Annotated in this window: 22 protein-coding genes and 2 rRNA genes; 8 read left to right on the plus strand and 16 right to left on the minus strand. The window is 52.8% G+C overall.

All coding sequences use genetic code 11. The features are described 5' to 3' along the window. Positions 1-6: 6 nt before the first annotated feature. The 10 genes from recO to rseD all read right to left on the minus strand — a co-directional run bounded on the left by recO (position 7) and on the right by rseD (position 8,255). Positions 7-714, minus strand: a complete 708-nt coding sequence (gene recO, locus ACLHV9_RS18415; RefSeq protein WP_108090941.1) for a DNA repair protein RecO — start codon at positions 712-714, stop codon at positions 7-9. 18 nt (positions 715-732) lie between these two features. Further along, the gene (gene era, locus ACLHV9_RS18420) at positions 733-1,638 is read right to left on the minus strand and encodes a GTPase Era (protein ID WP_049005958.1); all 906 of its coding nucleotides are present in this window, start codon (positions 1,636-1,638) and stop codon (positions 733-735) included. Next, positions 1,635-2,315, minus strand: coding sequence for a ribonuclease III (rnc, locus tag ACLHV9_RS18425; protein WP_003860711.1), 681 nt, complete (start codon positions 2,313-2,315; stop codon positions 1,635-1,637). The genes era and rnc overlap by 4 nt, the downstream gene beginning before the upstream one ends. A gap of 222 nt (positions 2,316-2,537) precedes the next feature. Further along, entirely contained in the window at positions 2,538-3,512 is a 975-nt protein-coding gene (gene lepB / locus ACLHV9_RS18430) for a signal peptidase I (RefSeq protein WP_028016059.1), read from the minus strand. Between the two features lie 15 nt (positions 3,513-3,527). Then, on the minus strand, positions 3,528-5,327 hold the full coding sequence (gene lepA / locus ACLHV9_RS18435; protein WP_028016058.1) for a translation elongation factor 4: 1,800 nt from the start codon (positions 5,325-5,327) through the stop codon (positions 3,528-3,530). Positions 5,328-5,512: 185 nt separating this feature from the next. Further along, complete coding sequence (gene rseC / locus ACLHV9_RS18440; protein ID WP_108090927.1) at positions 5,513-5,989, minus strand: SoxR-reducing system protein RseC; 477 nt, start codon at positions 5,987-5,989, stop codon at positions 5,513-5,515. Further along, the gene (gene rseB / locus ACLHV9_RS18445) at positions 5,986-6,939 is read right to left on the minus strand and encodes a sigma-E factor regulatory protein RseB (RefSeq protein WP_028016056.1); all 954 of its coding nucleotides are present in this window, start codon (positions 6,937-6,939) and stop codon (positions 5,986-5,988) included. The genes rseC and rseB overlap by 4 nt, the downstream gene beginning before the upstream one ends. Then, entirely contained in the window at positions 6,939-7,589 is a 651-nt protein-coding gene (gene rseA, locus ACLHV9_RS18450; RefSeq protein ID WP_014832926.1) for an anti-sigma-E factor RseA, read from the minus strand. The genes rseB and rseA overlap by 1 nt, the downstream gene beginning before the upstream one ends. Before the next feature lie 31 nt (positions 7,590-7,620). Beyond that, positions 7,621-8,196, minus strand: a complete 576-nt coding sequence (gene rpoE, locus ACLHV9_RS18455; protein WP_006176728.1) for an RNA polymerase sigma factor RpoE — start codon at positions 8,194-8,196, stop codon at positions 7,621-7,623. Continuing rightward, on the minus strand, positions 8,193-8,255 hold the full coding sequence (rseD, locus tag ACLHV9_RS18460; RefSeq protein ID WP_229255512.1) for a rpoE leader peptide RseD: 63 nt from the start codon (positions 8,253-8,255) through the stop codon (positions 8,193-8,195). Before rseD ends, rpoE begins: the two co-directional genes overlap by 4 nt. A gap of 363 nt (positions 8,256-8,618) precedes the next feature. Here rseD and nadB point away from each other — a divergent pair, with 363 nt between their 5' ends. Continuing rightward, positions 8,619-10,238: an L-aspartate oxidase gene (gene nadB / locus ACLHV9_RS18465; protein ID WP_108090930.1), complete on the plus strand. Its 1,620-nt coding sequence runs from the start codon at positions 8,619-8,621 to the stop codon at positions 10,236-10,238. On the opposite strand, the gene trmN is transcribed toward nadB, so the two are convergent. After that, positions 10,223-10,960, minus strand: coding sequence for a tRNA(1)(Val) (adenine(37)-N(6))-methyltransferase TrmN (trmN, locus tag ACLHV9_RS18470; RefSeq protein WP_108090931.1), 738 nt, complete (start codon positions 10,958-10,960; stop codon positions 10,223-10,225). The genes nadB and trmN overlap by 16 nt on opposite strands. 132 nt (positions 10,961-11,092) lie before the next feature. On the opposite strand from trmN, the gene srmB reads away from it, so the two are divergent. Then, positions 11,093-12,421, plus strand: coding sequence for an ATP-dependent RNA helicase SrmB (srmB, locus tag ACLHV9_RS18475; protein ID WP_028016053.1), 1,329 nt, complete (start codon positions 11,093-11,095; stop codon positions 12,419-12,421). A 56-nt stretch (positions 12,422-12,477) separates the two neighbouring features. On the opposite strand, the gene grcA is transcribed toward srmB, so the two are convergent. Beyond that, a complete protein-coding gene (gene grcA / locus ACLHV9_RS18480; RefSeq protein ID WP_008502190.1) occupies positions 12,478-12,861 on the minus strand; it encodes an autonomous glycyl radical cofactor GrcA in 384 nt (127 codons plus the stop codon). A 314-nt stretch (positions 12,862-13,175) separates the two neighbouring features. Here grcA and ung point away from each other — a divergent pair, with 314 nt between their 5' ends. After that, a complete protein-coding gene (gene ung / locus ACLHV9_RS18485; RefSeq protein ID WP_108090933.1) occupies positions 13,176-13,865 on the plus strand; it encodes a uracil-DNA glycosylase in 690 nt (229 codons plus the stop codon). A gap of 39 nt (positions 13,866-13,904) precedes the next feature. Here the strand turns inward: ung and ACLHV9_RS18490 are convergent, their stop codons facing one another. Then, entirely contained in the window at positions 13,905-15,005 is a 1,101-nt protein-coding gene (locus tag ACLHV9_RS18490) for a tRNA/rRNA methyltransferase (protein ID WP_108090934.1), read from the minus strand. 203 nt (positions 15,006-15,208) lie between these two features. On the opposite strand from ACLHV9_RS18490, the gene trxC reads away from it, so the two are divergent. The 5 genes from trxC (at position 15,209) to ACLHV9_RS18515 (ending at position 20,929) form a co-directional block, all read left to right on the plus strand. Next, positions 15,209-15,628, plus strand: coding sequence for a thioredoxin TrxC (gene trxC / locus ACLHV9_RS18495; protein ID WP_028016050.1), 420 nt, complete (start codon positions 15,209-15,211; stop codon positions 15,626-15,628). 69 nt (positions 15,629-15,697) lie between these two features. Continuing rightward, positions 15,698-16,396 carry a tRNA-uridine aminocarboxypropyltransferase gene (gene tapT / locus ACLHV9_RS18500; RefSeq protein WP_108090935.1) on the plus strand — a complete coding sequence of 233 codons (699 nt, stop codon included), beginning with the start codon at positions 15,698-15,700 and terminating at the stop codon, positions 16,394-16,396. A 35-nt stretch (positions 16,397-16,431) separates the two neighbouring features. Continuing rightward, positions 16,432-19,095: a bifunctional acetate--CoA ligase family protein/GNAT family N-acetyltransferase gene (locus tag ACLHV9_RS18505; RefSeq protein WP_108090936.1), complete on the plus strand. Its 2,664-nt coding sequence runs from the start codon at positions 16,432-16,434 to the stop codon at positions 19,093-19,095. Between the two features lie 110 nt (positions 19,096-19,205). Further along, complete coding sequence (gene pssA / locus ACLHV9_RS18510; RefSeq protein ID WP_108090937.1) at positions 19,206-20,561, plus strand: CDP-diacylglycerol--serine O-phosphatidyltransferase; 1,356 nt, start codon at positions 19,206-19,208, stop codon at positions 20,559-20,561. Between the two features lie 44 nt (positions 20,562-20,605). Further along, positions 20,606-20,929, plus strand: a complete 324-nt coding sequence (locus tag ACLHV9_RS18515; RefSeq protein ID WP_049005940.1) for a YfiM family lipoprotein — start codon at positions 20,606-20,608, stop codon at positions 20,927-20,929. Here ACLHV9_RS18515 and ACLHV9_RS18520 read toward each other — a convergent pair. The 3 genes from ACLHV9_RS18520 to ACLHV9_RS18530 form a co-directional block, all read right to left on the minus strand. After that, complete coding sequence (locus tag ACLHV9_RS18520) at positions 20,926-22,221, minus strand: MFS transporter (protein WP_108090938.1); 1,296 nt, start codon at positions 22,219-22,221, stop codon at positions 20,926-20,928. The two genes, ACLHV9_RS18515 and ACLHV9_RS18520, sit on opposite strands and share 4 nt — an antisense overlap. A gap of 210 nt (positions 22,222-22,431) precedes the next feature. Further along, a 5S ribosomal RNA gene (gene rrf, locus ACLHV9_RS18525) occupies positions 22,432-22,547 on the minus strand. Between the two features lie 71 nt (positions 22,548-22,618). After that, a 23S ribosomal RNA gene (locus ACLHV9_RS18530) occupies positions 22,619-25,519 on the minus strand. Positions 25,520-25,621 lie beyond the last annotated feature (102 nt).

Raw genomic sequence — 25,621 nt, forward strand, 5'->3', positions numbered from 1 at the left:
CTGTCTCTAACGTTTCGGCATAAACTGCCTGAATAATTCGCGGCTCTTTAAGGGCTTGCCGCCAAGATACGGCTTGAGGGCAATGCGGGTAAAGCGTTTTGCAGCGCGCAGTGTGTCCTGATCGGGAAACTCGCGCTCATACAGCGCCCGGAGATGACGACCGGTAAATGTGCTGTTATCGATTACGATGCTGGCAATAAAACCTTTTTCTTCCCGATAACGATAGGTCATCGTGTCCTCGACCTCGTCTCCGCTCCCCGCACAATGCAGAAAATCGACGCCATATCCCAGATGTCCCAGCAGCGCCAGTTCGAAACGACGCAGCGCAGGTTCGGGGGTACCGGTGGTACCCGCCAGCGCCTGAATACAGTGCAGATAATCGAAGAAAAGTTCAGAGAAGCGAGTCTCATGTTCAAGAACGCGCGAGATGAGTTCGTTGATATACAAACCGCTGTACAGCGTGATACCAGAAAGAGGAAGTGCCAGAGAGACGGCTTCGGCACTGCGCAGGGTTTTGACCTCCCCTCGCCCACCAAAACGAACCAGTAAGGGAGTGAAAGGCTGTAAGGCACCTTTCAGGTTAGAACGTTTGGAACGTGCGCCTTTCGCAACAAGGCGCACGCGGCCCGACTCTTCCGTGAAGACGTCCAGCATGAGGCTGGTTTCGCTCCAGGGACGACTATGCAGGACAAAGGCACGCTGCCATCCATCCATCATACTCGTCGTCTTGAGTTATTGGTCTTCGCCGTAACCGAGGCTGCGCAGAGCACGCTCATCATCGGCCCAGCCAGATTTCACTTTCACCCACAGTTCCAGGTGAACCGGGGCTTCGAACATCTCCTGCATGTCTTTGCGGGCTTCAATGCCGATGGTTTTGATCTTGGCACCTTTGTTGCCAATCACCATCTTCTTCTGCCCTTCACGCTCAACGAGGATCAGGCCATTGATATCGTAGCCGCCGCGTTCGTTGCTCTGGAAACGTTCGATTTCTACCGTCACGGAGTATGGCAGCTCAGCACCGAGGAAGCGCATCAGCTTTTCACGGATGATCTCAGAGGCCATAAAGCGCTGGGAGCGATCGGTAACGTACTCTTCCGGGAAGTGATGGATCGCTTCCGGCAGATGCTTACGCACGATGCCCGCGATGGTATCCACATTCAGACCGGTCTCGGCAGACAACGGTACGATATCGAGGAAATTCATCTGACTACCGAGCCACTGCAGATGCGGCAGCAGGTCAGCCTTCTCTTGTACGTTGTCCACTTTGTTGACCGCGAGGATGACCGGTGTTTTACCGTCACGCAGTTTATTCAGCACCATTTCGTCGTCCGGCGTCCAGCGGGTGCCTTCAACAACGAAAATGACCAGCTCAACGTCGCCAATCGAGCTGCTCGCCGCCTTGTTCATCAGGCGGTTAATGGCGCGCTTCTCTTCCATGTGCAGGCCCGGAGTATCGACATAAATCGCCTGATACGCGCCTTCTGTATGGATACCCACGATGCGATGACGCGTGGTCTGCGCCTTACGTGAGGTAATAGAAATCTTCTGCCCGAGCAGATTATTCAGCAGCGTAGATTTGCCGACGTTCGGACGTCCGACGATGGCAATAAATCCGCAATAGGTTTTTTCTTCGCTCATTCCAGCTCCAGCATTTTCAACGCCTGTTCGGCGGCAGCCTGTTCAGCCTTACGACGGCTAGAACCTGTGCCCACCACCGGTTCACTCAGGCCACTGACCTGGCAATGGATGGTAAATTCCTGATCGTGCGCTTCGCCACGCACCTGCACCACCAGATAGGATGGCAGCGGGAGATGGCGACCCTGCAAATATTCCTGCAAGCGCGTTTTCGGATCTTTTTGTTTATCGCCCGGACTGATTTCGTCCAGACGGGTCTGATACCAGTTCAGGATCAGCTTTTCTACGGTCTGGATATCGCTGTCCAGGAACACGCCACCGATTAATGCTTCGACCGTATCGGCAAGAATAGATTCACGACGGAAGCCGCCGCTTTTCAGTTCACCCGGCCCAAGACGCAGACATTCGCCCAGTTCAAATTCGCGCGCGATTTCCGCAAGGGTATTGCCCCGAACCAGCGTGGCACGCATGCGGCTCATATCACCTTCATCCACACGCGGGAAACGATGATAAAGCGCATTCGCAATCACGAAACTTAAAATAGAGTCGCCTAAAAATTCGAGGCGCTCATTATGTTTGCTGCTGGCACTGCGATGGGTTAATGCCTGTTGCAACAACTCCTGATGATGAAAAGTGTAGCCCAGCTTCCGTTGAAGCCGATTAATTACGATGGGGTTCATGCGATACCAATAAATGAATGCGTCAAAAATGCAGCACACGAAACCGACCTGAGAAAACCAACGCGGTTTCGTGTGCCGTGGCACCCTTGCAGGGCCAACCTTAAACTTCGGGGGAATATTCTATACACAACGACAGGGGATGTCGTTAGTTCGAAGAGATTTATCGCTGAAATAATTCACGCAGCCGCTAATTAAAGCGGCTACGCGTTCATTTAATGAGAATTAATGGATTCCGCCAATACGATTCAGGCGTACGCCGGTCGGCCATTCACCTTCCTGCTTCTCAAAACTCATCCAGATTGCGGTCGCTTTGCCCACCAGATTCGCTTCAGGTACAAAGCCCCAGTAACGGCTGTCCGCAGAATTATCGCGGTTATCACCCATCATGAAGTAGTGTCCCGGAGGCACAATCCAGCTTGCCAGCTGCTGACCCGGTTGTTTGTAATACATACCCAGCTGATCCTGCGCAATCGGCACGGTCAGTATACGGTGCGTAACATCACCCAGCGTCTCTTTACGCTCAACCAGACGAATACCGTTCTCTTTGGTTTCACCTTTCGGTACCTGGAAGAACCCACTGGTCGCCTCGCCGCCGTTACGACGGGCAAAGGTCTGGACAAAATCACTTGGCTCAACGTTTGAGTACGTGATTGGCAGCGCGTTCTCACACGCCGTACCGGAACTGCAGCCCGGCTGAACGGTAACTTCCTTCGCAACCGGATCGTAAGTGACCTTATCACCCGGCAGACCCACCGCACGCTTAATGTAGTCCAGGCGCGGATCTTCCGGATATTTGAACACCACGATGTCGCCACGTTTCGGATGACCCGTTTCAATCAGCGTTTTCTGGTAGATAGGATCTTTGATGCCGTAGGCAAACTTCTCGACCAGAATAAAATCACCAATCAGCAGCGTTGGCATCATTGAACCTGACGGGATCTGGAACGGTTCGTAAATAAACGAACGTACAACCAGCACAATCGCCAGCACCGGGAATACCGAGGCTCCTGTTTCCAGCCAGCCCGGTTTCGGGCCGACTTTCTTCAGCGTTTTCGCATCCAGCTGATCGCCTGTGGCTGCCTGAGCGGCGGCCTGCCGCTCACGGCGTTTTGGGGCGAAGATAAACTTATCCAGACACCACAACAGACCGGTCACCAGGGTAGCAATGACCAGGATCAGGGCAAACATGTTCGCCATGCCAACTCCTTAGGGTTATTTGCTGTCTTTACCAACATGAAGGATGGCAAGGAATGCTTCCTGCGGCAGCTCGACGTTACCGACCTGCTTCATACGCTTCTTACCTTCTTTCTGCTTCTGCAGCAGCTTTTTCTTACGGCTGACGTCACCGCCATAGCATTTAGCCAGAACGTTTTTACGCAGCTGTTTTACAGTGGAACGCGCGATAATGTGGTTGCCAATGGCAGCCTGAATCGCGATATCAAACTGCTGACGCGGGATCAGGTCTTTCATCTTCTCAACCAGTTCACGACCACGATATGGCGCGTTGTCGTTGTGGGTGATCAGCGCCAGCGCGTCCACGCGCTCACCGTTGATCAGCACGTCCACACGGACCATGTTGGAGGCCTGGAAGCGTTTGAAGTTGTAATCCAGTGACGCATAGCCACGAGAGGTTGACTTCAGACGGTCGAAGAAGTCGAGTACCACTTCCGCCATTGGGATTTCATAGGTCAGCGCCACCTGGTTACCGTGGTAAACCATGTTGGTCTGCACACCACGCTTCTCGATACACAGCGTAATGACGTTACCCAGGAACTCCTGCGGCAGCAGCATGTGGCACTCAGCGATTGGCTCGCGCAGCTCGTGAATGTTGTTCAGCGGCGGAAGCTTGGACGGGCTGTCGACGTAGATAACCTCTTTCGAGGTGGTTTCAACTTCATAGACTACGGTCGGTGCAGTGGTGATCAGATCCAGATCGTATTCACGCTCCAGACGCTCCTGAATGATCTCCATGTGCAGCAGGCCGAGGAAGCCACAGCGGAAGCCGAAGCCCAACGCCGTGGAGCTCTCTGGCTCGTAGAACAGTGAGGCATCGTTCAGGCTAAGCTTACCGAGTGCATCGCGGAAGTTTTCGTAGTCGTCAGAGCTAACCGGGAACAGACCCGCGTAAACCTGCGGTTTCACCTTTTTAAAACCTGGCAGTGCTTTATCTGCCGGGTTACGGGCACCCGTCAGGGTATCGCCTACTGGCGCGCCAAGGATGTCTTTGATTGCGCAGACCAACCAACCTACCTCGCCGCATTTCAGCTCGGTACGGTCAACCTGTTTTGGCGTGAAGATGCCCAGACGATCCGCATTGTAGACTTGCCCGGTACTCATTACCTTGATTTTGTCGCCTTTACGCATGGTGCCGTTTTTAATACGCACCAGGGAGACAACGCCAAGGTAGTTATCAAACCAGGAGTCGATGATCAGCGCCTGCAGCGGGCCATCCGGGTCACCTTCCGGAGCCGGAATATCACGAACCAGACGTTCCAGAACATCGGTCACGCCCACGCCCGTCTTAGCGGAGCAGCGTACCGCATCGGTCGCGTCGATGCCGACAATATCTTCAATCTCTTCCGCTACGCGCTCAGGATCGGCGGCTGGCAGGTCGATCTTATTCAGAACCGGCACAACTTCGAGATCCATTTCCATCGCGGTGTAGCAGTTTGCCAGGGTCTGGGCTTCTACGCCCTGCCCGGCATCCACCACCAGCAGCGCGCCTTCACAGGCTGCCAGCGAGCGTGATACTTCATAGGAGAAGTCAACGTGGCCTGGGGTGTCGATAAAGTTTAACTGATAGGTTTCACCATCAGCCGCTTTGTAATCCAGCGTGACGCTCTGCGCTTTAATGGTGATACCGCGTTCGCGTTCCAGGTCCATGGAGTCCAGAACCTGGGCTTCCATTTCACGATCAGACAGGCCACCGCAAATCTGGATAATACGGTCAGACAGCGTCGACTTACCGTGGTCAATGTGAGCAATGATCGAAAAGTTACGTATGTTCTTCATATAGTTAAATAATTATGCCTTACGAATTCCTGGAGGCCGCTGTTCTTAGCCTGACGTTTTTCAGTGCGAAAACGCAGCATTCTACACTACATCCTCGCTACCTGGAAATGCACTTAGAGACAGGTATAGCGTGAAGAAAGGACGTTTTCTGTTTTAGGACGTAAATAATGATAAAGCCCGATGGATCATCGGGCCTCAGAAGAGAGCGTTTCAACACGAAGCTGGTCTGGCGCCAGCCCAACGCTGAGAATGACAGGTTGCCACTCTTCGCGGGCAGCGAGCTTCAGAGAGAAACCTTTGGCCAACCAGAATCCTCCCACGCCACCTAATGCGGCACCGCACATGGCGGCTGCATCGGTGCCAAACAGCATCTGGAATATGCCGCCCATCACAAACAACCCTACCAGCGGGGAGAGGTAAACCAGCATAGCCGAACTGAGCAGGCTACCTTCCGCAATACCCAGCTCGACCTTCTGTCCCGCCATCAACGGCTGTTCGCTTGGCACAGAAATCGTGTGCGACGTTTGTGGCCCGAGCTTATTTAGCACGCGACTGCCGCAGCCGGCTCTGGACGCGCAGCTATTACATGATGCTTTGACATCGCAGCTCACCAGCGCAATGCCATTCTGCCACGATACAACCGTAGCCCACTCTTTAATCATTGTGCGGCCCTGAATTTTATGCTGTCAGAAATGCGTTTTGCCGTCTGCGGAGGTAACTCACCCACAATCGTGATCTCTGCGTTATCGCGTACCGTGGTGCTGACCGTACGACGTCCGGTACGAAGCATTTGTTCAGAACTGTTTGCCGTTGCGCGGTTGATATTCACCGAGAAGCTGAATAATCCATCGGAATAAAGACGCGATTCAACGGGAGTCTCAATGGTTGGCAACTGACGACGGCTGCTTGAAACTTCGCTAAACCCTTGTGGGATCCAGGAAGGCACCCAGTTGAAATTAACAGAGTCACCCGCCGGAACAGAAAGCAGTGGCGGCAGACTGGCTTTAGCCAGATTCTGCATGCTGTTTCCAACCTGATTGTTCACATTGAAGGAGATAACGCGGAACTGTTCCAGCGTTTCACCGTCACGGTCAAGCAGGTCTACACGCATAGGAAGTTTAGTTTCTGCGTCAATCCAGACGATATAGCTGTAGCGTGTTCCATCCCGGGCAACAACGCGGATCACCTCACACAACCTGTCCGCAATGCGCGTACGCCCTACCGAAATAAAATCGTAGTAAGGGGCGAGCCGCTTGAAGTCGGTGTAAATAAGTGACGGCAGAGAATCAACGATATAGTCGCCATTCAGCGTGAAAGGCTCCAGACCAGGTTCGAAATAACTGATTTCTTTACCACGCTGAACAACTTCCCGACGCGGGCCATCCATCTGTAAAAGCTGGGCGAGCGGCTGGTTATCAAGACGGGCATGGCGATAGCGTAACGACTCGACACCCTGCTTATTGATGCTGATAAATGCCAACTCATAATTGAGTGACTGGCTAGCCTGATTCATTTGCTGCAACAACGCCCCGGATGAAACATCAGCCGAGGCGTTGGCAGAGAAGAACAAGCTACCCGCCATCAGAGACATGGCGAACCAAAGTTGCTTCATTACTGCGATTGCGTTCCTAAAGTTTGGTTTCCGGGCACCTGCACAGCAGCTTGCTGTGTTTGTGCCTGCTCAAACTGAAGCTGTTCAGAGTGCAGACGACGCTGCAACTCATAATCCTGCAACATCGCATTAATGCGACGGCGCTGCTCCTGAACCTGCTGTTGCTGACCGCCGCTGGCGGAGGCATCAGCCGGTACACCCAGGCTTACCGGGCTGGCTTTGCCCATCATCGGCAGTGTGTTAAACACTGGCGCTTCTGGCTGCTGATTAGTTTCAGACTGAGTATTATAGTGCTGGACGCCAACGATAACTGCAAGCGATACGCATGCAGCCACCCCCATTTGGGTGAGCTGGCTAGCCCACGGACGCACCTTTTGCCAGAACGGCATTTTCTGCCACTGGTGAGGTGCTGGTTGAGCTTCAGGAATCAGCGGAGTGGTCTGATGAACAGGCTCATTCTCAATGGCCGCCATCACGCGGGCTGAGATATCGAAATGGAGAACCTCGCCGGTGTCACCACGAAGAGTGTCACGGATGAGATGGTAACTCTCCCAGGTCTCTTGCATTTCGGGAGAATGAGACAGCTCGTTGAGCAGCTCACTATCCAGCGTTTCACCATCCATTAAAGCGGAAAGTTTTTCTTTCTGCATGCCTAATACCTTTTCCAGTATCCCGCTATCGTCAACGCCTGATAAGCGGTTGAACTTTATTATCAATAGCTTCTCGCGCACGGAAAATTCGTGAACGTACCGTACCGACCGGACAATCCATGATAGCGGCTATCTCTTCATAGCTCAGACCATCCAGCTCCCGTAACGTAATTGCCATGCGTAAATCTTCCGGGAGCGACTCGATCGTGCGAAAAACGATTTGTCTCAGTTCTTCTGACAACATTAAGTTCTCAGGGTTCGAAATTTCTTTCAATGCGCCGCCACTTTCGAAGTTTTCGGCGTCGATTGCGTCCACATCACTTGAAGGTGGACGACGTCCCTGAGCGACCAGATAATTCTTTGCCGTATTGACTGCAATACGGTACAGCCAGGTATAAAAAGCACTATCCCCCCGGAAAGAATCCAGCGCGCGATAGGCCTTGATAAAAGACTCTTGTACCACATCAGGTACATCACCTGACGGTACATAACGGGAAACCAGGCTCGCCACTTTATGCTGGTAGCGCACCACCAGTAAGTTAAAGGCTTTCTGATCTCCCTTCTGGACCCGTTCAACCAGGACCTGGTCCGTTAACTGCTCGCTCATCCGAGGTAATGTCTCCCCAAACCTAAATTCCACGCGTTATCGAAACGCCACTCTAAAATACCGCACTTTGAGCAAGCACCGAATTAGAGTGTCTGATCTTCAATAAGTTCCGTAACGCCTTTGTTTTTGTTCATCGCGCCGCAGACTGTTCATTTTCTCTCATTATAAGTCTGTTCACGATACGCACCACTTTCTGACAAGAAACATCTTTTTCCCGCCAGAAGAGTAACGCAACCCTGGCTTTATTTCACCACAAAATCTGACACTAACGATCTGCTTCGCAAAATAATTTCATTCATTTACCTCCTGTTTACGCCACCTTACGAGTTTAGTCATTGCAACAGACTTTAAAAAAAACGTGCGATATCTCGCATTCAGGTGCTATTCTGACCAAACACTGTTTAGTAAATTAAACAAAAATCATGAACACAACACCTGAACTTCATTGTGATGTACTGATCATCGGCAGCGGTGCTGCCGGTCTCTCTCTGGCGCTGCGTCTGGCCGAGCATCAGAACGTTATTGTTCTGAGTAAAGGGCCGATAAGTGAAGGTTCCACATTTTATGCCCAGGGCGGTATTGCCGCTGTGTTTGACGAAACAGACAGCATTGCATCACACGTTGAAGATACGTTGATTGCCGGTGCCGGGATCGTGGATACGCACGCCGCAGAGTTTGTCGCCAGTAATGCCCGTCATTGCGTTCAATGGCTCATCGACCAGGGGGTATTATTTGATACCCAGGTTCAGCCCAATGGCGAAGAGAGCTATCACCTTACTCGTGAAGGCGGTCATAGTCACCGTCGCATCCTTCACGCCGCGGATGCCACGGGTAAAGAAGTTGAAACTACGCTGGTCAGTAAGGCTCTTAGTCATCCTAATATTCGGGTCCTTGAGCGGAGTAATGCCGTGGACCTGATTATTTCCGACAAAATTGGCCTGCCCGGCACGCGTCGCGTCGTGGGTGCCTGGGTCTGGAATCGTAATAAAGAGAAGGTTGAAACTTGTCAGGCGAAGGCTGTCGTACTGGCTACAGGTGGCGCCTCCAAGGTATATCAGTACACCACCAACCCGGACATAGCCTCCGGAGACGGTATTGCCATGGCCTGGCGCGCCGGTTGCCGCGTGGCGAACCTCGAATTTAACCAGTTTCACCCGACCGCATTGTTCCACCCTCAGGCACGCAACTTCCTGCTCACGGAAGCGCTGCGCGGAGAAGGTGCTTACCTGAAACGCCCTGACGGTTCACGCTTTATGCCGGACTTTGATGCCAGAGGTGAACTCGCGCCACGTGACATCGTTGCCCGCGCCATCGACCATGAAATGAAACGTCTTGGCGTGGACTCCATGTATCTCGATATCAGCCATAAGCCCGCAGAGTTCATTCGCCAGCACTTCCCGATGATTTACGAAAAGCTGCTGAATCTGGGCATTGATTTAACCCGCGATCCGGTGCCCATTGTACCTGCCGCCCACTATACCTGTGGTGGCGTTATGGTTGACGACCATGGACGTACGGATGTAGATGGCCTGTATGCTATCGGTGAGGTCAGCTATACCGGACTTCACGGCGCGAACCGTATGGCCTCTAACTCACTGCTTGAATGCCTGGTGTACGGCTGGTCTGCAGCGGAAGACATCACGAAACGCATGCCGTACGCCCGCGAGACAGAGCACCTGCCTGCCTGGGATGAAAGCCGTGTGGATAACCCGGACGAATTGGTCGTGATCCAGCACAACTGGCATGAGCTACGACTGTTTATGTGGGACTACGTGGGGATTGTACGCACGACCAAACGACTTGAGCGCGCGTTGCGCCGCATCACCATGCTCCAACAGGAAATTGATGAGTATTATGCCAATTTCCGCGTATCGAATAATTTGCTGGAGCTGCGCAATCTGGTTCAGGTCGCTGAACTGATTGTACGCTGCGCGATGATGCGTAAAGAGAGTCGCGGGCTGCACTATACCCTGGATTACCCGGATCAGCTTGCTGAATCCGGCCCGTCGATACTCTCACCGCAGGTTCACATAAACAGATAAAATGCCTGGGTCAGGGCGGTGTAATCTTCGGAATAACGCTGGTCTGGCCCACGGATCACCATTCTGTCATTAAAGCATTCACCTTCTTTTGGTGATAGCGCCAGCAGTACGCGGTGCGGCAGCCGTCCTTCCGTATCCGAAATATCGGTACGCAAGCGTAACGTCCAGCCAATTTCCTGGGCGATACCGATGAACGCATTGCCCGTACTCTCAGGCAGAACGACACAGAAAAAACCTTCTTCGGAGATGAGTTCTGCTGCACTGGTGAGTAGCGCTTTATGGTTGAGGGAGCCGGTATAACGCGCCTGTTCGCGCTCCGGTGAACCGCACTCAACGCCGGGCTCATAGTAGGGAGGGTTACTGACGATGAGATCGTAACGTGCGGTTTGTTCAGGCGCCCAGGCCAGCACATCTGCGCATTCCACTTTCATCCGTTCTGCCCAGGGAGATTCGGCCGCATTTTCACGCGCCTGCTCTGCGGCCTGCGCATCCAGTTCAACCGCATCGATCGTGACATGCTCTTCTGTACGTTGCGCCAGCATCAACGCCACCAGCCCGCTGCCGGTACCGATATCAAGAATACGCTTAACACCTGCGACAGGTGCCCAGGCTCCCAGTAAAATACCGTCTGTGCCGACTTTCATAGCACAGCGATCGTGAGCGACAAAAAATTGTTTAAATGTAAAACCATCGCGGCGCAACTGCGCTTTGAGTTGAGACATGTCAGGGCAACCTTCTAAGTGAAACTGGAGTAGCATAGGGGAAAGCGAAGTGACCGAAAAGCGATATCCATACAAACAGATGAAGATTACAGCCGTAACGTCTATAATCAGCGCCCCACACAGAGGTAGAACATGACTGTAACGACTTTTTCCGAACTTGAACTCGATGAAAGCCTGCTCAATGCACTTGAGAGCAAAGGCTTTACACGCCCGACCGCCATTCAGGCAGCGGCCATTCCGCCTGCGCTTGAGGGCCGTGATGTGCTCGGTTCTGCGCCAACCGGCACGGGGAAGACAGCAGCCTATTTGCTGCCTGTGTTGCAGCATCTGCTCGATTTTCCACGTAAAAAATCTGGCCCGCCGCGTATTTTAATCCTGACGCCGACGCGCGAGCTGGCCATGCAGGTGGCCGATCACGCGCGTGAACTCGCGGCAAATACTCATCTGGATATCGCCACCATCACCGGCGGCGTTGCGTATATGAACCACGCCGAAGTGTTCAGCGAAAACCAGGACATCGTCGTTGCGACGACGGGCCGCCTGCTGCAGTACATTAAAGAAGAGAACTTCGACTGCCGCGCGGTTGAAACGCTGATCCTCGACGAAGCCGACCGTATGCTGGACATGGGCTTCGCACAGGATATTGAGCATATTGCGGGTGAAACGCGCTGGCGTAACCAGACGATGCTGTTCTCTGCCACCCTCGAAGGGGAAGCGATTAAAGACTTCGCAGAGCGTCTGCTGGAAGATCCGGTGGAAGTGTCAGCGACGCCGTCCACCCGTGAGCGTAAGAAGATCCACCAGTGGTACTACCGCGCGGACAACCTTGAGCACAAGGTCGAATTGCTCAAACACCTGCTGAAGCAGGAAGATGCGCTGCGCACAATCGTGTTTGTGCGTAAGCGCGAGCGCGTGCACGAGCTGGCAGAAATGCTGCGTAACGCCGGGATCAACAACTGCTATCTTGAAGGCGAGATGGCACAGATCAAACGTACCGAAGGCATTAAGCGCCTGACCGATGGCCGCGTTAACGTGCTGGTTGCCACAGACGTTGCCGCTCGCGGGATCGACATCCCTGACGTCAGCCACGTCATTAACTTCGATATGCCGCGCAGCGGCGATACCTATCTGCACCGTATTGGCCGTACCGGCCGCGCGGGCCGCAAAGGGATTGCTATCTCACTGGTCGAAGCTCATGACTACCTGCTGCTGCAGAAAATTGGCCGCTATGTTGACGAGCCGCTGAAAGCGCGCGTTATTGATGGCCTGCGCCCGACCACACGTGCGCCGAGTGAAAAAATGACGGGTAAACCGTCCAAGAAAGCGCTCGCGAAACGTGCTGAGAGAAAAGAGAAAGAAAAAGAGAAGCCACGCGTGAAGCAGCGTCACCGCGATACCAAAAACATTGGTAAGCGCCGTAAGCCAAGCGCTGCCGCGCAGGAAACGAAGACTGAAGAGTAATAAAAAGCCGGGGAAAATCCCCGGCTTTTTTTATTCTGCCCCCACGGCTGAAACTATTACAGGCTTTCAGTAAAGGTACGAGCGATAACGTCGCGCTGTTGTTCTGGGGTCAGAGAGTTGAAGCGTACTGCATAGCCAGACACGCGAATGGTCAGCTGTGGGTATTTTTCAGGGTGCTCAACCGCATCCATCAGCGTTTCGCGACGCAGCACGTTAACGTTCAGGTGCTGACCACCTTCCACACGTACTTCCGGTTTCACTTCCATTGGGATTTCACGGTATTCAATTTCGCCCAGCTTGCTGACTGGAACAATTTCATCTTCAGCAAAACCGGCTTTCGCGACGACACAACGTGCTTCGTTTTTCTCGCTGTCCAGCAGCCAGAAAGAGTTGAGCAGATCGTCATTTGCAGCTTTTGTAATCTGGATACCTGTAATCATGTGTTGCCTCCCTTAGGCTACATTAACTGATGTCGGCCTCTTCAGGCCAATTGGTAAAACCAATGTTTCTTGTGTGTATATATATCATTCGCACCTTGGTGATTTATTGATTTAAATCAACAAAAATACCAACCATACAAAGAGTGTGGTTTGAATTTATTGTTTTAGATCAATTTCATTGCCTTACCAATTCAATTTCACCTGCATACTTTCAAAATAAATTGAGGGACTTACGGTCAATTTCTGCCTGTGATTTTGCGCCCATGTATTTAACAGGTAAGCTAGACGCAGATTGAGATTCGCAGGAGAGCGAGATGACGACACCTTTAACCTGGCACGACGTGCTGGCCGAAGAAAAACAGCAGCCCTATTTTATTAATACTCTCAGCACCGTCGCGACGGAGCGGCAGTCTGGCCAGACGATTTATCCGCCACAGAAAGATGTTTTCAACGCCTTTCGCTATACCGAATTGAGCGATGTCAAAGTCGTTATCCTCGGACAGGATCCTTACCATGGCCCAGGGCAGGCGCACGGGCTGGCGTTCTCTGTACGCCCGGGCGTGGCTATCCCCCCTTCTCTGCTGAACATGTATAAAGAGCTTGAGGGAACGCAGCCCGGGTTTACCCGCCCCACTCACGGTTACCTGGAAAGCTGGGCGCGCCAGGGCGTGCTGTTATTGAATACGGTGCTTACCGTACGGGCGGGTCAGGCGCACTCACACGCAAGCCTGGGCTGGGAAACGTTTACTGACAAAGTCATCAGCCTGATCAACGAGCATCGTGAAGGCGTAGTGTTTTTACTTTGGGGTTCTCACGCACAGAAGAAAGGGGCGATTATCGATCGTCAGCGTCATCACGTGTTGAAAGCGCCGCACCCGTCACCGCTGTCTGCACATCGCGGCTTCTTTGGCAGTAATCATTTTGTTCTGGCGAACGAATGGCTGGAAAAACGTGGCGAAACGCCAATTGACTGGATACCTGTGTTACCGGCAGAAAGCGAGTAGTATTTAATGTGCCGGGTCTAACCCGGCACATTAAGAGGCTTATGCCTTATTCTGACGCCACCACTCGGCCAGCAGTACGCCGGTCGCAACGGATACGTTCAGACTTTCCACATTACCTGTTCCGTCGATAGAGACGCTCAGATCTGCACTGGAGAGCGCCGCGTCAGACAGACCATCGCGCTCCTGACCCAGCACCAGCACCATTTTACGCGGCAGCGTCGCTTTAAACAGCGGCGTACCAGCATGGCTCGAGGTCGTCACGATGGAATAGCCCGCTTTACGGAACTGCTCAATAGCATCCAGAACGCTATCACCGGTGATCGGCTGAACGTGCTCAGCACCACCTTCTGCAGTACGGATCGCCGCACCTGATTCCAGCAGTGCAGCATCCTGCAACAGCACGCCTTTCACGCCGAAGTGCGCGCAGCTACGCATCATCGCACCCAGGTTATGCGGGTTGCCCACATCTTCCAGCGCCAGAACACAGTCATCGGCCTCTGCCTGGCTGACCCATTGCTGAACGGTGGTGCCATTACGTTTTTTGATCAGGAAGCAAACACCACCGTGGTGTTCGGTACCGGACGCTTTGGTCAGCTCGGCATCATCTACCACGTGATAGGCTTTACGGTTCGCGGCCATCCAGCGCAGCGCTTCTTTAAAGCGTGGAGTCACGCTCTGGATAAACCAGGCGCGGACGATGCACTCAGGACGGCTCTGGAACAGCGCCTGGCAGGCGTTCTCGCCATACACGCGAGTCTCTTCAGCCCGCTGACGACGCAGCACTTCCGGGTCGATAAAGCTTTTACCGCTGATACCACCGTGATCGGCTTTTTCTGGCGTCTCATCGCCAGGCGCGCGAGAAACGGTACGCCACGGGGATGCGTTATCACGTGAGAAGTCATCGCGTGGACGGTCATCGCGTTTGCGATCGTCACGCTTACGGTCATCACGTTTGCGGTCATCACCGCGGTTATTTCTGTCATCGCGGGCGGGGCGACGGCCACCGTCTGCACGAGAAGACGCCGGACGCCCGCCACCTTTTCCGGTACGCGGATTTTGGGTGCGTTTATCAGAGTCATCATCACTGCGGACATACATCACTTTGACCTTGCCGCTTTTGTTTTTCATTTCGTCGTTCATGCTTTTCTCCACCAGCGCTGCGCGAAGCGCGCAGATTACCCGATGTGCCAGCGCATAGCCATAATTTCGTACAAAAGCCTGTGACTATTGTTCTCATTGAATAAAACGCATTGTTGTTTCAAACAGGCTCATTGATAATATGTAACATATTAGAAACATTATCGGCGTTTGCCGCTGTCCCACGGCTCTATCAGAGGTTAGTTATGAATACCGTATGTGCCAACTGTCAGGCTCTCAATCGCATTCCGGACGATCGGATTGAAGATGGTGCGAAATGCGGGCGTTGTGGTCATGAATTGTTTGATGGCGATGTCATTAACGCAACAGGTGCTACGCTGGACAAACTCCTCAAGGATGATCTTCCCGTAGTGGTCGACTTCTGGGCGCCATGGTGCGGCCCATGCCGTAGCTTCGCGCCGATCTTCGAAGATGTGGCAGAAGAGCGCAACGGGAAAATGCGGTTCGTTAAGGTCAATACCGAAGCGGAACCCGAACTGAGCGCACGTTTTCGTATTCGCAGCATCCCGACCATTATGATTTTCAAAAAGGGTGAAGTGATCGATATGCTCAACGGTGCGGTTCCAAAAGCACCTTTTGAAAGCTGGTTAAACGAGTCGCTGTAACATTCATGGGGCACATCTTGTGCCCCGTTCCCGCCTCTGCGAAAATAGGGTTTTTCCTGCATTTCGCCCATGACTGATAACGCTGTCCTTCAATTACGTGCCGAACGCCTTGCTCGCTCAACGCGTCCCTTTCTTGCCCGTGGCAATCGAATCCGTCGTTGCCAGCGATGCCTGCTGCCACTAAAGGTTTGCCTGTGCGAGACGCTGGCCCCGAGTACAGCGGAGAGTCGTTTTTGTCTGGTAATGTTCGATACCGAGCCGATGAAACCCAGTAATACGGGTCGCCTGATTGCCGACATTCTGCCTGATACCACTGCGTTTCAGTGGTCGCGCACGGAGCCACCACAGGCCCTGCTCGACGCAGTGACAAACCCGGACTATCAGCCCATGGTCGTTTTCCCGGCCTCTTATGCAGGGGCCGATCGTCAGGTGCTTTCGGCTCCACCATCAGGTAAACCACCCCTGTTTATTATGCTGGATGGCACCTGGACCGAAGCACGAAAAATGTTTCGTAAAAGCCCTTATCTTGACGCACTGCCGGTGATTTCTGTCGACCTTTCCCGGGTCTCCGCCTACCGCCTGCGTGAAGCGCATGCCGACGGGCAATACTGCACTGCCGAAGTGGCCATTGCGCTTCTGGATTTAGCAGGCGATACCGCAGCGGCAGGCGCCCTGGGCAACCATTTCTCCCGCTTTCGCGAGCGCTATCTGGCGGGAAAAACCGTTCATAAGGGCAGTGTCACAGCAACAGAGACAGAAAGCGTTTAAAATCATCAGGTCGCTTGCATTCACAGGAGGCCTGCATGAGCCAGAGAGGGTTAGAAGCGCTATTACGTCCTAAATCCATTGCCGTTATCGGCGCCTCAATGAAACCGGATCGTGCAGGCTATCTGATGATGCGTAACCTGCTGGCCGGAGGGTTTAATGGCCCTGTTATGCCTGTTACACCTGCCTACAAGGCTGTTCAGGGGGTACTTGCCTGGCCAGATGTCCAGAGCCTGCCTTTCGTACCCGATCTTGCCGTACTGTGTACCAATGCAAAACGAAATCCGGAACTGCTGGAATCACTCGGTAAAAAAGGGTGTAAAACCTGCATTATTCTCTCGTCTCCACCTGAACAACAGCCCGAGCTGCTGGCATGCGCCAGTCGTTATCAAATGCGCATCCTTGGGCCAAACAGTCTTGGCCTGCTCGCCCCCTGGCAGGGTCTGAATGCCAGTTTCTCCCCTGTACCAATCCGTAAAGGTAAACTCGCGTTTATCTCGCAATCAGCAGCGGTATCGAACACCATCCTCGACTGGGCTCAGCAGCGTGAAATGGGATTCTCCTACTTCATTGCCCTGGGTGACAGCCTGGATATTGACGTTGATGAGCTCCTTGATTTTCTGGCTCGCGACAGTAAAACCAGCGCAATCCTGCTTTACCTCGAGCACCTCAGCGATGCCCGTCGTTTTGTATCGGCTTCACGAAGCGCCTCGCGCAATAAACCGATCCTGGTGATCAAAAGTGGGCGTAGCCCTGCAGCCCAGCGACTTCTGCAGTCGCATTCCGGTATGGATCCTGCCTGGGACGCCGCCATTCAGCGTGCCGGTTTGCTGCGGGTACAGGATACACACGAGCTTTTTTCCGCCGTCGAGACGCTAAGCCATATGCGCCCATTGCGCGGTGAGAAGTTAATGATTGTCAGTAACGGCGCCGCCCCTGCCGCACTCGCGCTGGATGAACTGTGGCGGCGCTTCGGTAAGCTGGCAACGCTGGGTGAAGAGACGCTGCAACGTCTGAGAGAAGCTCTCCCGACAAGTGTGACGCCAGACAACCCGCTTGACTTACGCGATGACGCCAGCAGCGATCGCTATATCAAGGCCATCTCGATTTTGCTGGATAGCCAGGATTTCGACGCGCTGATGATTATCCACTCCCCCAGCGCGGCCGCTCCAGGTAGTGAAAGTGCGCGGGCACTCATTGATACCGTGCGCAATCATCCACGTGGAAAATATGTCACTTTGCTGACCAACTGGTGCGGTGAGTTTTCTTCGCAGGAGGCGCGACGCTTGTTCAGTGAAGCCGGACTGCCAACCTACCGTACTCCGGAAGGCACTATCACTGCATTTATGCATATGGTCGAGTATCGCCGTAACCAGAAACAGTTACGCGAAACCCCAGCGTTACCCGGTAATCTGACGGCGAACACCGTCGACGTTCACCGTCTTTTACAACAGGCTATCGAAGAGGGTGCGACAACGCTTGATACGCATGAAGTTCAGCCCATTCTCGGCAGTTACGGAATGCAAACCCTGCCCACCTGGATTGCCAGCGACAGCGCTGAGGCTGTGCATATTGCCGAACAAATTGGCTACCCGGTTGCCCTTAAGTTGCGTTCACCGGATATCCCACATAAGTCTGATATTCAGGGGGTGATGTTATACCTGCGTACGGCAACGGAGGTTCAGCAAGCAGCAGATGCCATTTTTGATCGGGTCAAAATGGCCTGGCCGCAGGCAAGGATCCACGGGTTGCTGGTGCAAAGCATGGCTAACCGCGCAGGTGCTCAGGAGCTGCGGGTGGTGGTTGAACATGATCCCGTGTTTGGCCCGCTCATTATGCTGGGAGAAGGCGGCGTTGAGTGGCGGCCTGAAGAACAAGCCGTTGTAGCGTTACCGCCGCTGAACATGAATCTGGCGCGTTATTTGATCATCCAGGCGATTAAAAGCAAAAAGATCCGCGGCCGGAGCGCGCTGCGTCCACTTGATATTGCCGGGCTAAGTCAGTTCCTGGTGCAGGTATCTAACCTGATTGTGGATTGTGCCGAGATCCAGCGGCTGGATATCCACCCACTTCTCGCCTCCGGTAATGAATTTACCGCGCTGGACGTGACGCTGGATATCGCGCCCTTTGAAGGCGACAGAGAGAGCCGTCTGGCGATCCGTCCTTACCCGCTGCAACTGGAAGAGTGGGTAGAGATGAAGAATGGGGAACGCGCCTTATTCCGCCCTATTCTGCCGGAAGATGAACCTCAGCTGCGGGCCTTTATCTCTCAGGTCACGAAAGAGGATCTTTACTATCGCTATTTTAGTGAAATCAACGAATTTACCCACGATGATTTAGCCAATATGACCCAGATCGACTACGATCGAGAAATGGCTTTTGTCGCCGTTCGTCGTTCCGATAAAGGCGATGAGATCCTTGGCGTGACGCGTGCTATTTCTGACCCGGATAATGTTGATGCGGAGTTTGCCGTGCTGGTGCGCTCCGATCTAAAAGGCCTGGGTCTGGGGAGACGACTGCTGGAAAAACTCATCAGTTATACGCGAGATCACGGATTGTTACGCCTGAATGGCATTACTATGCCTAACAATCGCGGTATGGTGACCCTGGCGCGAAAACTTGGATTTGATGTTGATATTCAACTGGACGAAGGTATTGTTGCCTTGTCCCTCAACCTGACATCAGCAGATAAACACAAGTAAGCTACTGGAAATGTTACCCACTTTGGACGGGACTGGTGGTATCATTGTCCGCTTATGTTGTTTGCATGGTACAGACAACCCTTCAATGAACAGAGAAGAAACGCACTGTGATGTTGTCAAAATTTAAGCGTAATAAACATCAACAACACCTTGCTCAACTACCGAAGATTTCTCAGTCAGTTGATGATGTAGAGTTCTTTTACGCTCCCGCTCATTTTCGGGAGACGCTTCTTGAAAAGATTGCCAGCGCCACGCGACGCATTTGCATTGTGGCACTGTATCTAGAACAAGACGAAGGCGGGCGCGGGATCCTGAACGCGCTCTATGAAGCCAAACGTCAACGTCCTGAACTCGATGTTCGCGTGCTGGTTGACTGGCATCGCGCTCAGCGCGGTCGTATTGGCGCTGCCGCTTCAAACACCAATGCTGACTGGTATTGCCGCATGGCGCAGGAGAATCCTGGCGTCGATGTTCCTGTTTATGGCGTGCCTGTTAATACTCGTGAAGCGCTCGGCGTCCTTCATTTCAAGGGTTTCATCATTGATGACAGCGTACTTTACAGTGGTGCTAGTCTGAATGATGTTTACCTCCATCAGCTCGATAAGTATCGCTACGACCGCTACCATCTGATTCGTAATCCTCAGATGGCCGATATCATGTTTAATTGGGTTGATAAAAATCTGGTTCATGGCCGTGGTGTAAATCGCCTTGACGATCCAGAGCGCCCTAAAAGCCCGGAAATCAAAAATGATGTTCGTGCATTCCGCCAGGAACTGCGCGATGCGGTCTATCATTTCCAGGGCGATGCAAACAACGAAGAGTTATCCGTTACCCCGCTGGTAGGTCTCGGCAAATCAAGCCTGCTAAATAAAACGATCTTCCATCTGATGCCGTGTGCAGAGCAGAAACTCACCATCTGTACACCGTACTTCAACCTTCCTGCCGTGCTGGTGCGTAACATCATTCAGCTGCTGCGCGATGGTAAAAAAGTGGAAATCATCGTTGGGGATAAAACGGCTAACGACTTCTTTATTCCTGAAGATCAGCCGTTCAAAATTATCGGTGCGCTACCTTACCTCTATGAGATTAACCTGCGCCGTTTCCTGAGTCGTTTACAGTATTACGTAAACACTGACCAGCTGGTTGTACGTCTGTGGAAAGATGATGACAACACTTACCATCTCAAAGGTATGTGGGTCGACGATGAGTGGATGCTACTGACCGGTAACAACCTGAACCCGCGCGCGTGGCGTCTGGATCTGGAAAACGCTATCCTGATCCATGACCCACAACATGAGTTAGCCGCAAAACGTGAGCGTGAGCTGGAGCTGATTCGCACACATACCACTGTGGTTAATCATTATCGCGAATTGCAGAGCATTGCCGATTATCCGGTGAAAGTCCGCAAGCTTATCCGCCGTTTACGTCGTATCCGTATCGACCGACTTATCAGCCGTATTCTGTAATGCCACAGCCCTGTCTTCGACGGGGCTTTTTTATGGAGTTCTTGATGCGCATCCCTCTCCTGCTAACTACTCTCGCCCTCACCGGCTGTAGCCATATGGCAAACGATAGCTGGTCCGGTCAGGATAAAGCCCAACATTTTCTCGCTTCCGCGATGTTGTCCGCAGCCGGTAATGAATATGCGCAGCATCAGGGATACAGCCGGGATCGTAGCGCGGCGATAGGGTTGATGTTCTCTGTCGGTCTTGGGGCATCAAAAGAACTGTGGGATAGCCGCCCCGCAGGGAGCGGCTGGAGCTGGAAAGATTTTGCCTGGGATGTCGCCGGCGCAACGACCGGCTATGCTGTGTGGCAAATGGCGCACTATTAAAGCCGGATGCCTTTCCCTTTGCGATGAAGCATCAGGGATACGATAAATGCCAGCGCCCCCATTGCAGTGACGTACCAGAAGAATGTCGTTTCACTTCCCCATGATTTAAGAGACAACGCAACATACTCAGCCGATCCGCCAAACAACGCATTGGCTACCGCATAAGAGAGCCCGACTCCTAAAGCACGTACCTGCGCCGGGAACATTTCGGCTTTCAGTATTCCACTGATCGAGGTATAGAAACTGACAATCACCATCGCCAGCATAACCAGCGCAAATGCTGCATACGGCGAAGTCACATGCTGAAGAGCAGTCAGAATAGGTACGGTACATAACGCCGACAGCCCGCCAAAAATCAGCATCGACGTCCGCCGGCCAATTTTATCCGAGAGTGCACCGATGATGGGTTGTATGAGCATAAAGACAAAGAGCGCTACAGTCATGACGACACTGGCGACGTTTGCGTGCATTCCGGTAGTGTTCACCAGGTACTTTTGCATATAGGTGGTGAACGTGTAGAAACTGAGAGAGCCACCCGCAGTGAAGCCCAGCACCATCAGGAAAGCTTTACGGTTACGCCATAACCCTTTGAAGGTTCCCGCCTCCTTCAGCGTTCTGACCTCTTTCTGAGAGGTTTCATCCAATTGACGGCGTAGCCAAAGTGCGACGATCGCCAGTACTGCGCCCATTGCGAAAGGAACTCGCCATCCCCAGGCGTGAAGTTGTTCGTCCGTCAGAATCTGCTGCAGGATAACCACCACAAGAATGGCCAGCAACTGACCGCCAATAAGCGTGACATACTGGAAGGAGGCGTAAAAACCTTTACGACCTTCCAGAGCAATCTCACTCATGTAGGTCGCACTCGTGCCGTATTCGCCCCCCACCGATAACCCCTGGAATAAACGGGCCAGCAAAAGTAGCGCGGGAGCCCAGGTTCCAATGGATTCATATCCTGGCAGGCAGGCGATCACCAGAGAGCCAAAGCACATCATACAAACCGAGATCAGCATAGAAGCCTTACGCCCGCGACGATCCGCAATACGGCCGAACAACCAGCCCCCGATCGGTCGCATCAGGAATCCTGCAGCAAATACCCCTGCTGTTTGTAGAAGTTGCGTCGTGGTGTTGCCGGAGGGAAAGAAAATATGTGCGAAGTAGAGTGAACAGAATGAGTAGACGTAAAAGTCGAACCATTCAACCAGATTCCCTGAAGAGGCGCTGACGATTGCCCATACCCTTCTTCGGGTATCACTGTTAGCCAGCGTCCCGTTTGATGTAATGCTTTCTGTCATTGTGATTATGCTCCTGCCATAAACTGCGGCGTATTGAGTCAGTACACTCAATTACCTCGTAAATGAAATGTTATAATTTTGTTATAATTAACATTGAGACAACGATCACACATTCCATTAGCAGGGTAAGGGATTAAGAGAAAGGCCAGGCTGGGAAAAGACAAAGAAAAAAACCCCGTACCTTACGGTACGGGGTTCTTCCTGATTGATGCCTGGCAGTTCCCTACTCTCACACTGGGAGACCCCACACTACCATCGGCGCTACGGCGTTTCACTTCTGAGTTCGGCATGGGGTCAGGTGGGACCACCGCGCTAAAGCCGCCAGGCAAATTCTGTTAAATCTGTATCAAGGCTGAAAATCTTCTGTCTCTCTTCGCCGAAACAGCTTCGGCGTTGTAAGGTTAAGCCTCACGGTTCATTAGTATCGGTTAGCTCAACGTATCGCTACGCTTACACACCCGACCTATCAACGTCGTAGTCTTCAACGTTCCTTCAGGACTCTCAAGGAGTCAGGGAGAACTCATCTCGGGGCAAGTTTCGTGCTTAGATGCTTTCAGCACTTATCTTTTCCGCATTTAGCTACCGGGCAATGCCATTGGCATGACAACCCGAACACCAGTGATGCGTCCACTCCGGTCCTCTCGTACTAGGAGCAGCCCCCCTCAATTCTCCAGCGCCCACGGCAGATAGGGACCGAACTGTCTCACGACGTTCTAAACCCAGCTCGCGTACCACTTTAAATGGCGAACAGCCATACCCTTGGGACCTACTTCAGCCCCAGGATGTGATGAGCCGACATCGAGGTGCCAAACACCGCCGTCGATATGAACTCTTGGGCGGTATCAGCCTGTTATCCCCGGAGTACCTTTTATCCGTTGAGCGATGGCCCTTCCATTCAGAACCACCGGATCACTATGACCTGCTTTCGCACCTGCTCGAGCCGTCACTCTCGCAGTCAAGCTAGCTTATGCCATTGCACTAACCTCCTGATGTCCGACCAGGATTAGCTAACCTTCGTGCTCCTCCGTTACTCTTTGGGAGGAGACCGCCCCAGTCAAACTACCCACCAGACACTGTCCGCAACCCGGATTACGGGTCTACGTTAGAACACCAGCCATTAAAGGGTGGTATTTCAAGGTCGGCTCCACGCAGACTGGCGTCCACGCTTCAAAGCCTCCCACCTATCCTACACATCAAGGACCAGTGTTCAGTGTCAAGCTATAGTAAAGGTTCACGGGGTCTTTCCGTCTTGCCGCGGGTACACTGCATCTTCACAGCGAGTTCAATTTCACTGAGTCTCGGGTGGAGACAGCCGGCCATCATTACGCCATTCGTGCAGGTCGGAACTTACCCGACAAGGAATTTCGCTACCTTAGGACCGTTATAGTTACGGCCGCCGTTTACCGGGGCTTCGATCAAGAGCTTCGCGTTACCGCTAACCCCATCAATTAACCTTCCGGCACCGGGCAGGCGTCACACCGTATACGTCCACTTTCGTGTTTGCACAGTGCTGTGTTTTTAATAAACAGTTGCAGCCAGCTGGTATCTTCGACTGATTTCAGCTCCACCCGCAGGGAGCTTCACCTACATATCAGCGTGCCTTCTCCCGAAGTTACGGCACCATTTTGCCTAGTTCCTTCACCCGAGTTCTCTCAAGCGCCTTGGTATTCTCTACCTGACCACCTGTGTCGGTTTGGGGTACGATTTGATGTTACCTGATGCTTAGAGGCTTTTCCTGGAAGCAGGGCATTTGTTACTTCAGCACCGTAGTGCCTCGTCATCACACCTCAGCGTTAATAAACGACCGGATTTACCTAATCGTTCCGCCTACATGCTTAAACCGGGACAACCGTCGCCCGGCTAACATAGCCTTCTCCGTCCCCCTTCGCAGTAACACCAAGTACAGGAATATTAACCTGTTTCCCATCGACTACGCCTTTCGGCCTCGCCTTAGGGGTCGACTCACCCTGCCCCGATTAACGTTGGACAGGAACCCTTGGTCTTCCGGCGTGCGGGCTTTTCACCACATTATCGTTACTTATGTCAGCATTCGCACTTCTGATACCTCCAGCATCCCTCACAGGACACCTTCAACGGCTTACAGAACGCTCCCCTACCCAACAACACATAGTGTCGCTGCCGCAGCTTCGGTGCATGGTTTAGCCCCGTTACATCTTCCGCGCAGGCCGACTCGACCAGTGAGCTATTACGCTTTCTTTAAATGATGGCTGCTTCTAAGCCAACATCCTGGCTGTCTGTGCCTTCCCACATCGTTTCCCACTTAACCATGACTTTGGGACCTTAGCTGGCGGTCTGGGTTGTTTCCCTCTTCACGACGGACGTTAGCACCCGCCGTGTGTCTCCCGTGATAACATTCTTCGGTATTCGTAGTTTGCATCGGGTTGGTAAGCCGGGATGGCCCCCTAGCCGAAACAGTGCTCTACCCCGAAGATGAGTTCACGAGGCGCTACCTAAATAGCTTTCGGGGAGAACCAGCTATCTCCCGGTTTGATTGGCCTTTCACCCCCAGCCACAAGTCATCCGCTAATTTTTCAACATTAGTCGGTTCGGTCCTCCAGTTAGTGTTACCCAACCTTCAACCTGCCCATGGCTAGATCACCGGGTTTCGGGTCTATACCCTGCAACTTAACGCCCAGTTAAGACTCGGTTTCCCTTCGGCTCCCCTATACGGTTAACCTTGCTACAGAATATAAGTCGCTGACCCATTATACAAAGGTACGCAGTCACACCACGAAGGTGCTCCCACTGCTTGTACGTACACGGTTTCAGGTTCTTTTTCACTCCCCTCGCCGGGGGTTCTTTTCGCCTTTCCCTCACGGTACTGGTTCACTATCGGTCAGTCAGGAGTATTTAGCCTTGGAGGATGGTCCCCCATATTCAGACAGGATACCACGTGTCCCGCCCTACTCTTCGAGTTCACAACCTGTGCATTTTCGTGTACGGGACTATCACCCTGTACCGTCGGACTTTCCAGACCGTTCCACTAACACACAAGCTGATTCAGACTCTGGGCTGCTCCCCGTTCGCTCGCCGCTACTGGGGGAATCTCGGTTGATTTCTTTTCCTCGGGGTACTTAGATGTTTCAGTTCCCCCGGTTCGCCTCGTTAACCTATGTATTCAGTTAACGATAGTGTGACGAATCACACTGGGTTTCCCCATTCGGACATCGCCGGGTCAAAGGTTCATATCACCTCGCCGGCGCTTTTCGCAGATTAGCACGTCCTTCATCGCCTCTGACTGCCAGGGCATCCACCGTGTACGCTTAGTCGCTTAACCTCACAACCCGAAGATGTTTCTTTCGATTCACCATCGACTTGCGAAAATTTGAGAGACTCGAACACACCATTAAGATGTGTCGTTTCAATTTTCAGCTTGATC

The organism is Enterobacter sp. CPE_E890 (assembly GCF_046521475.1).
GTDB classification, from domain to species: Bacteria; Pseudomonadota; Gammaproteobacteria; order Enterobacterales; family Enterobacteriaceae; genus Enterobacter; species Enterobacter adelaidei.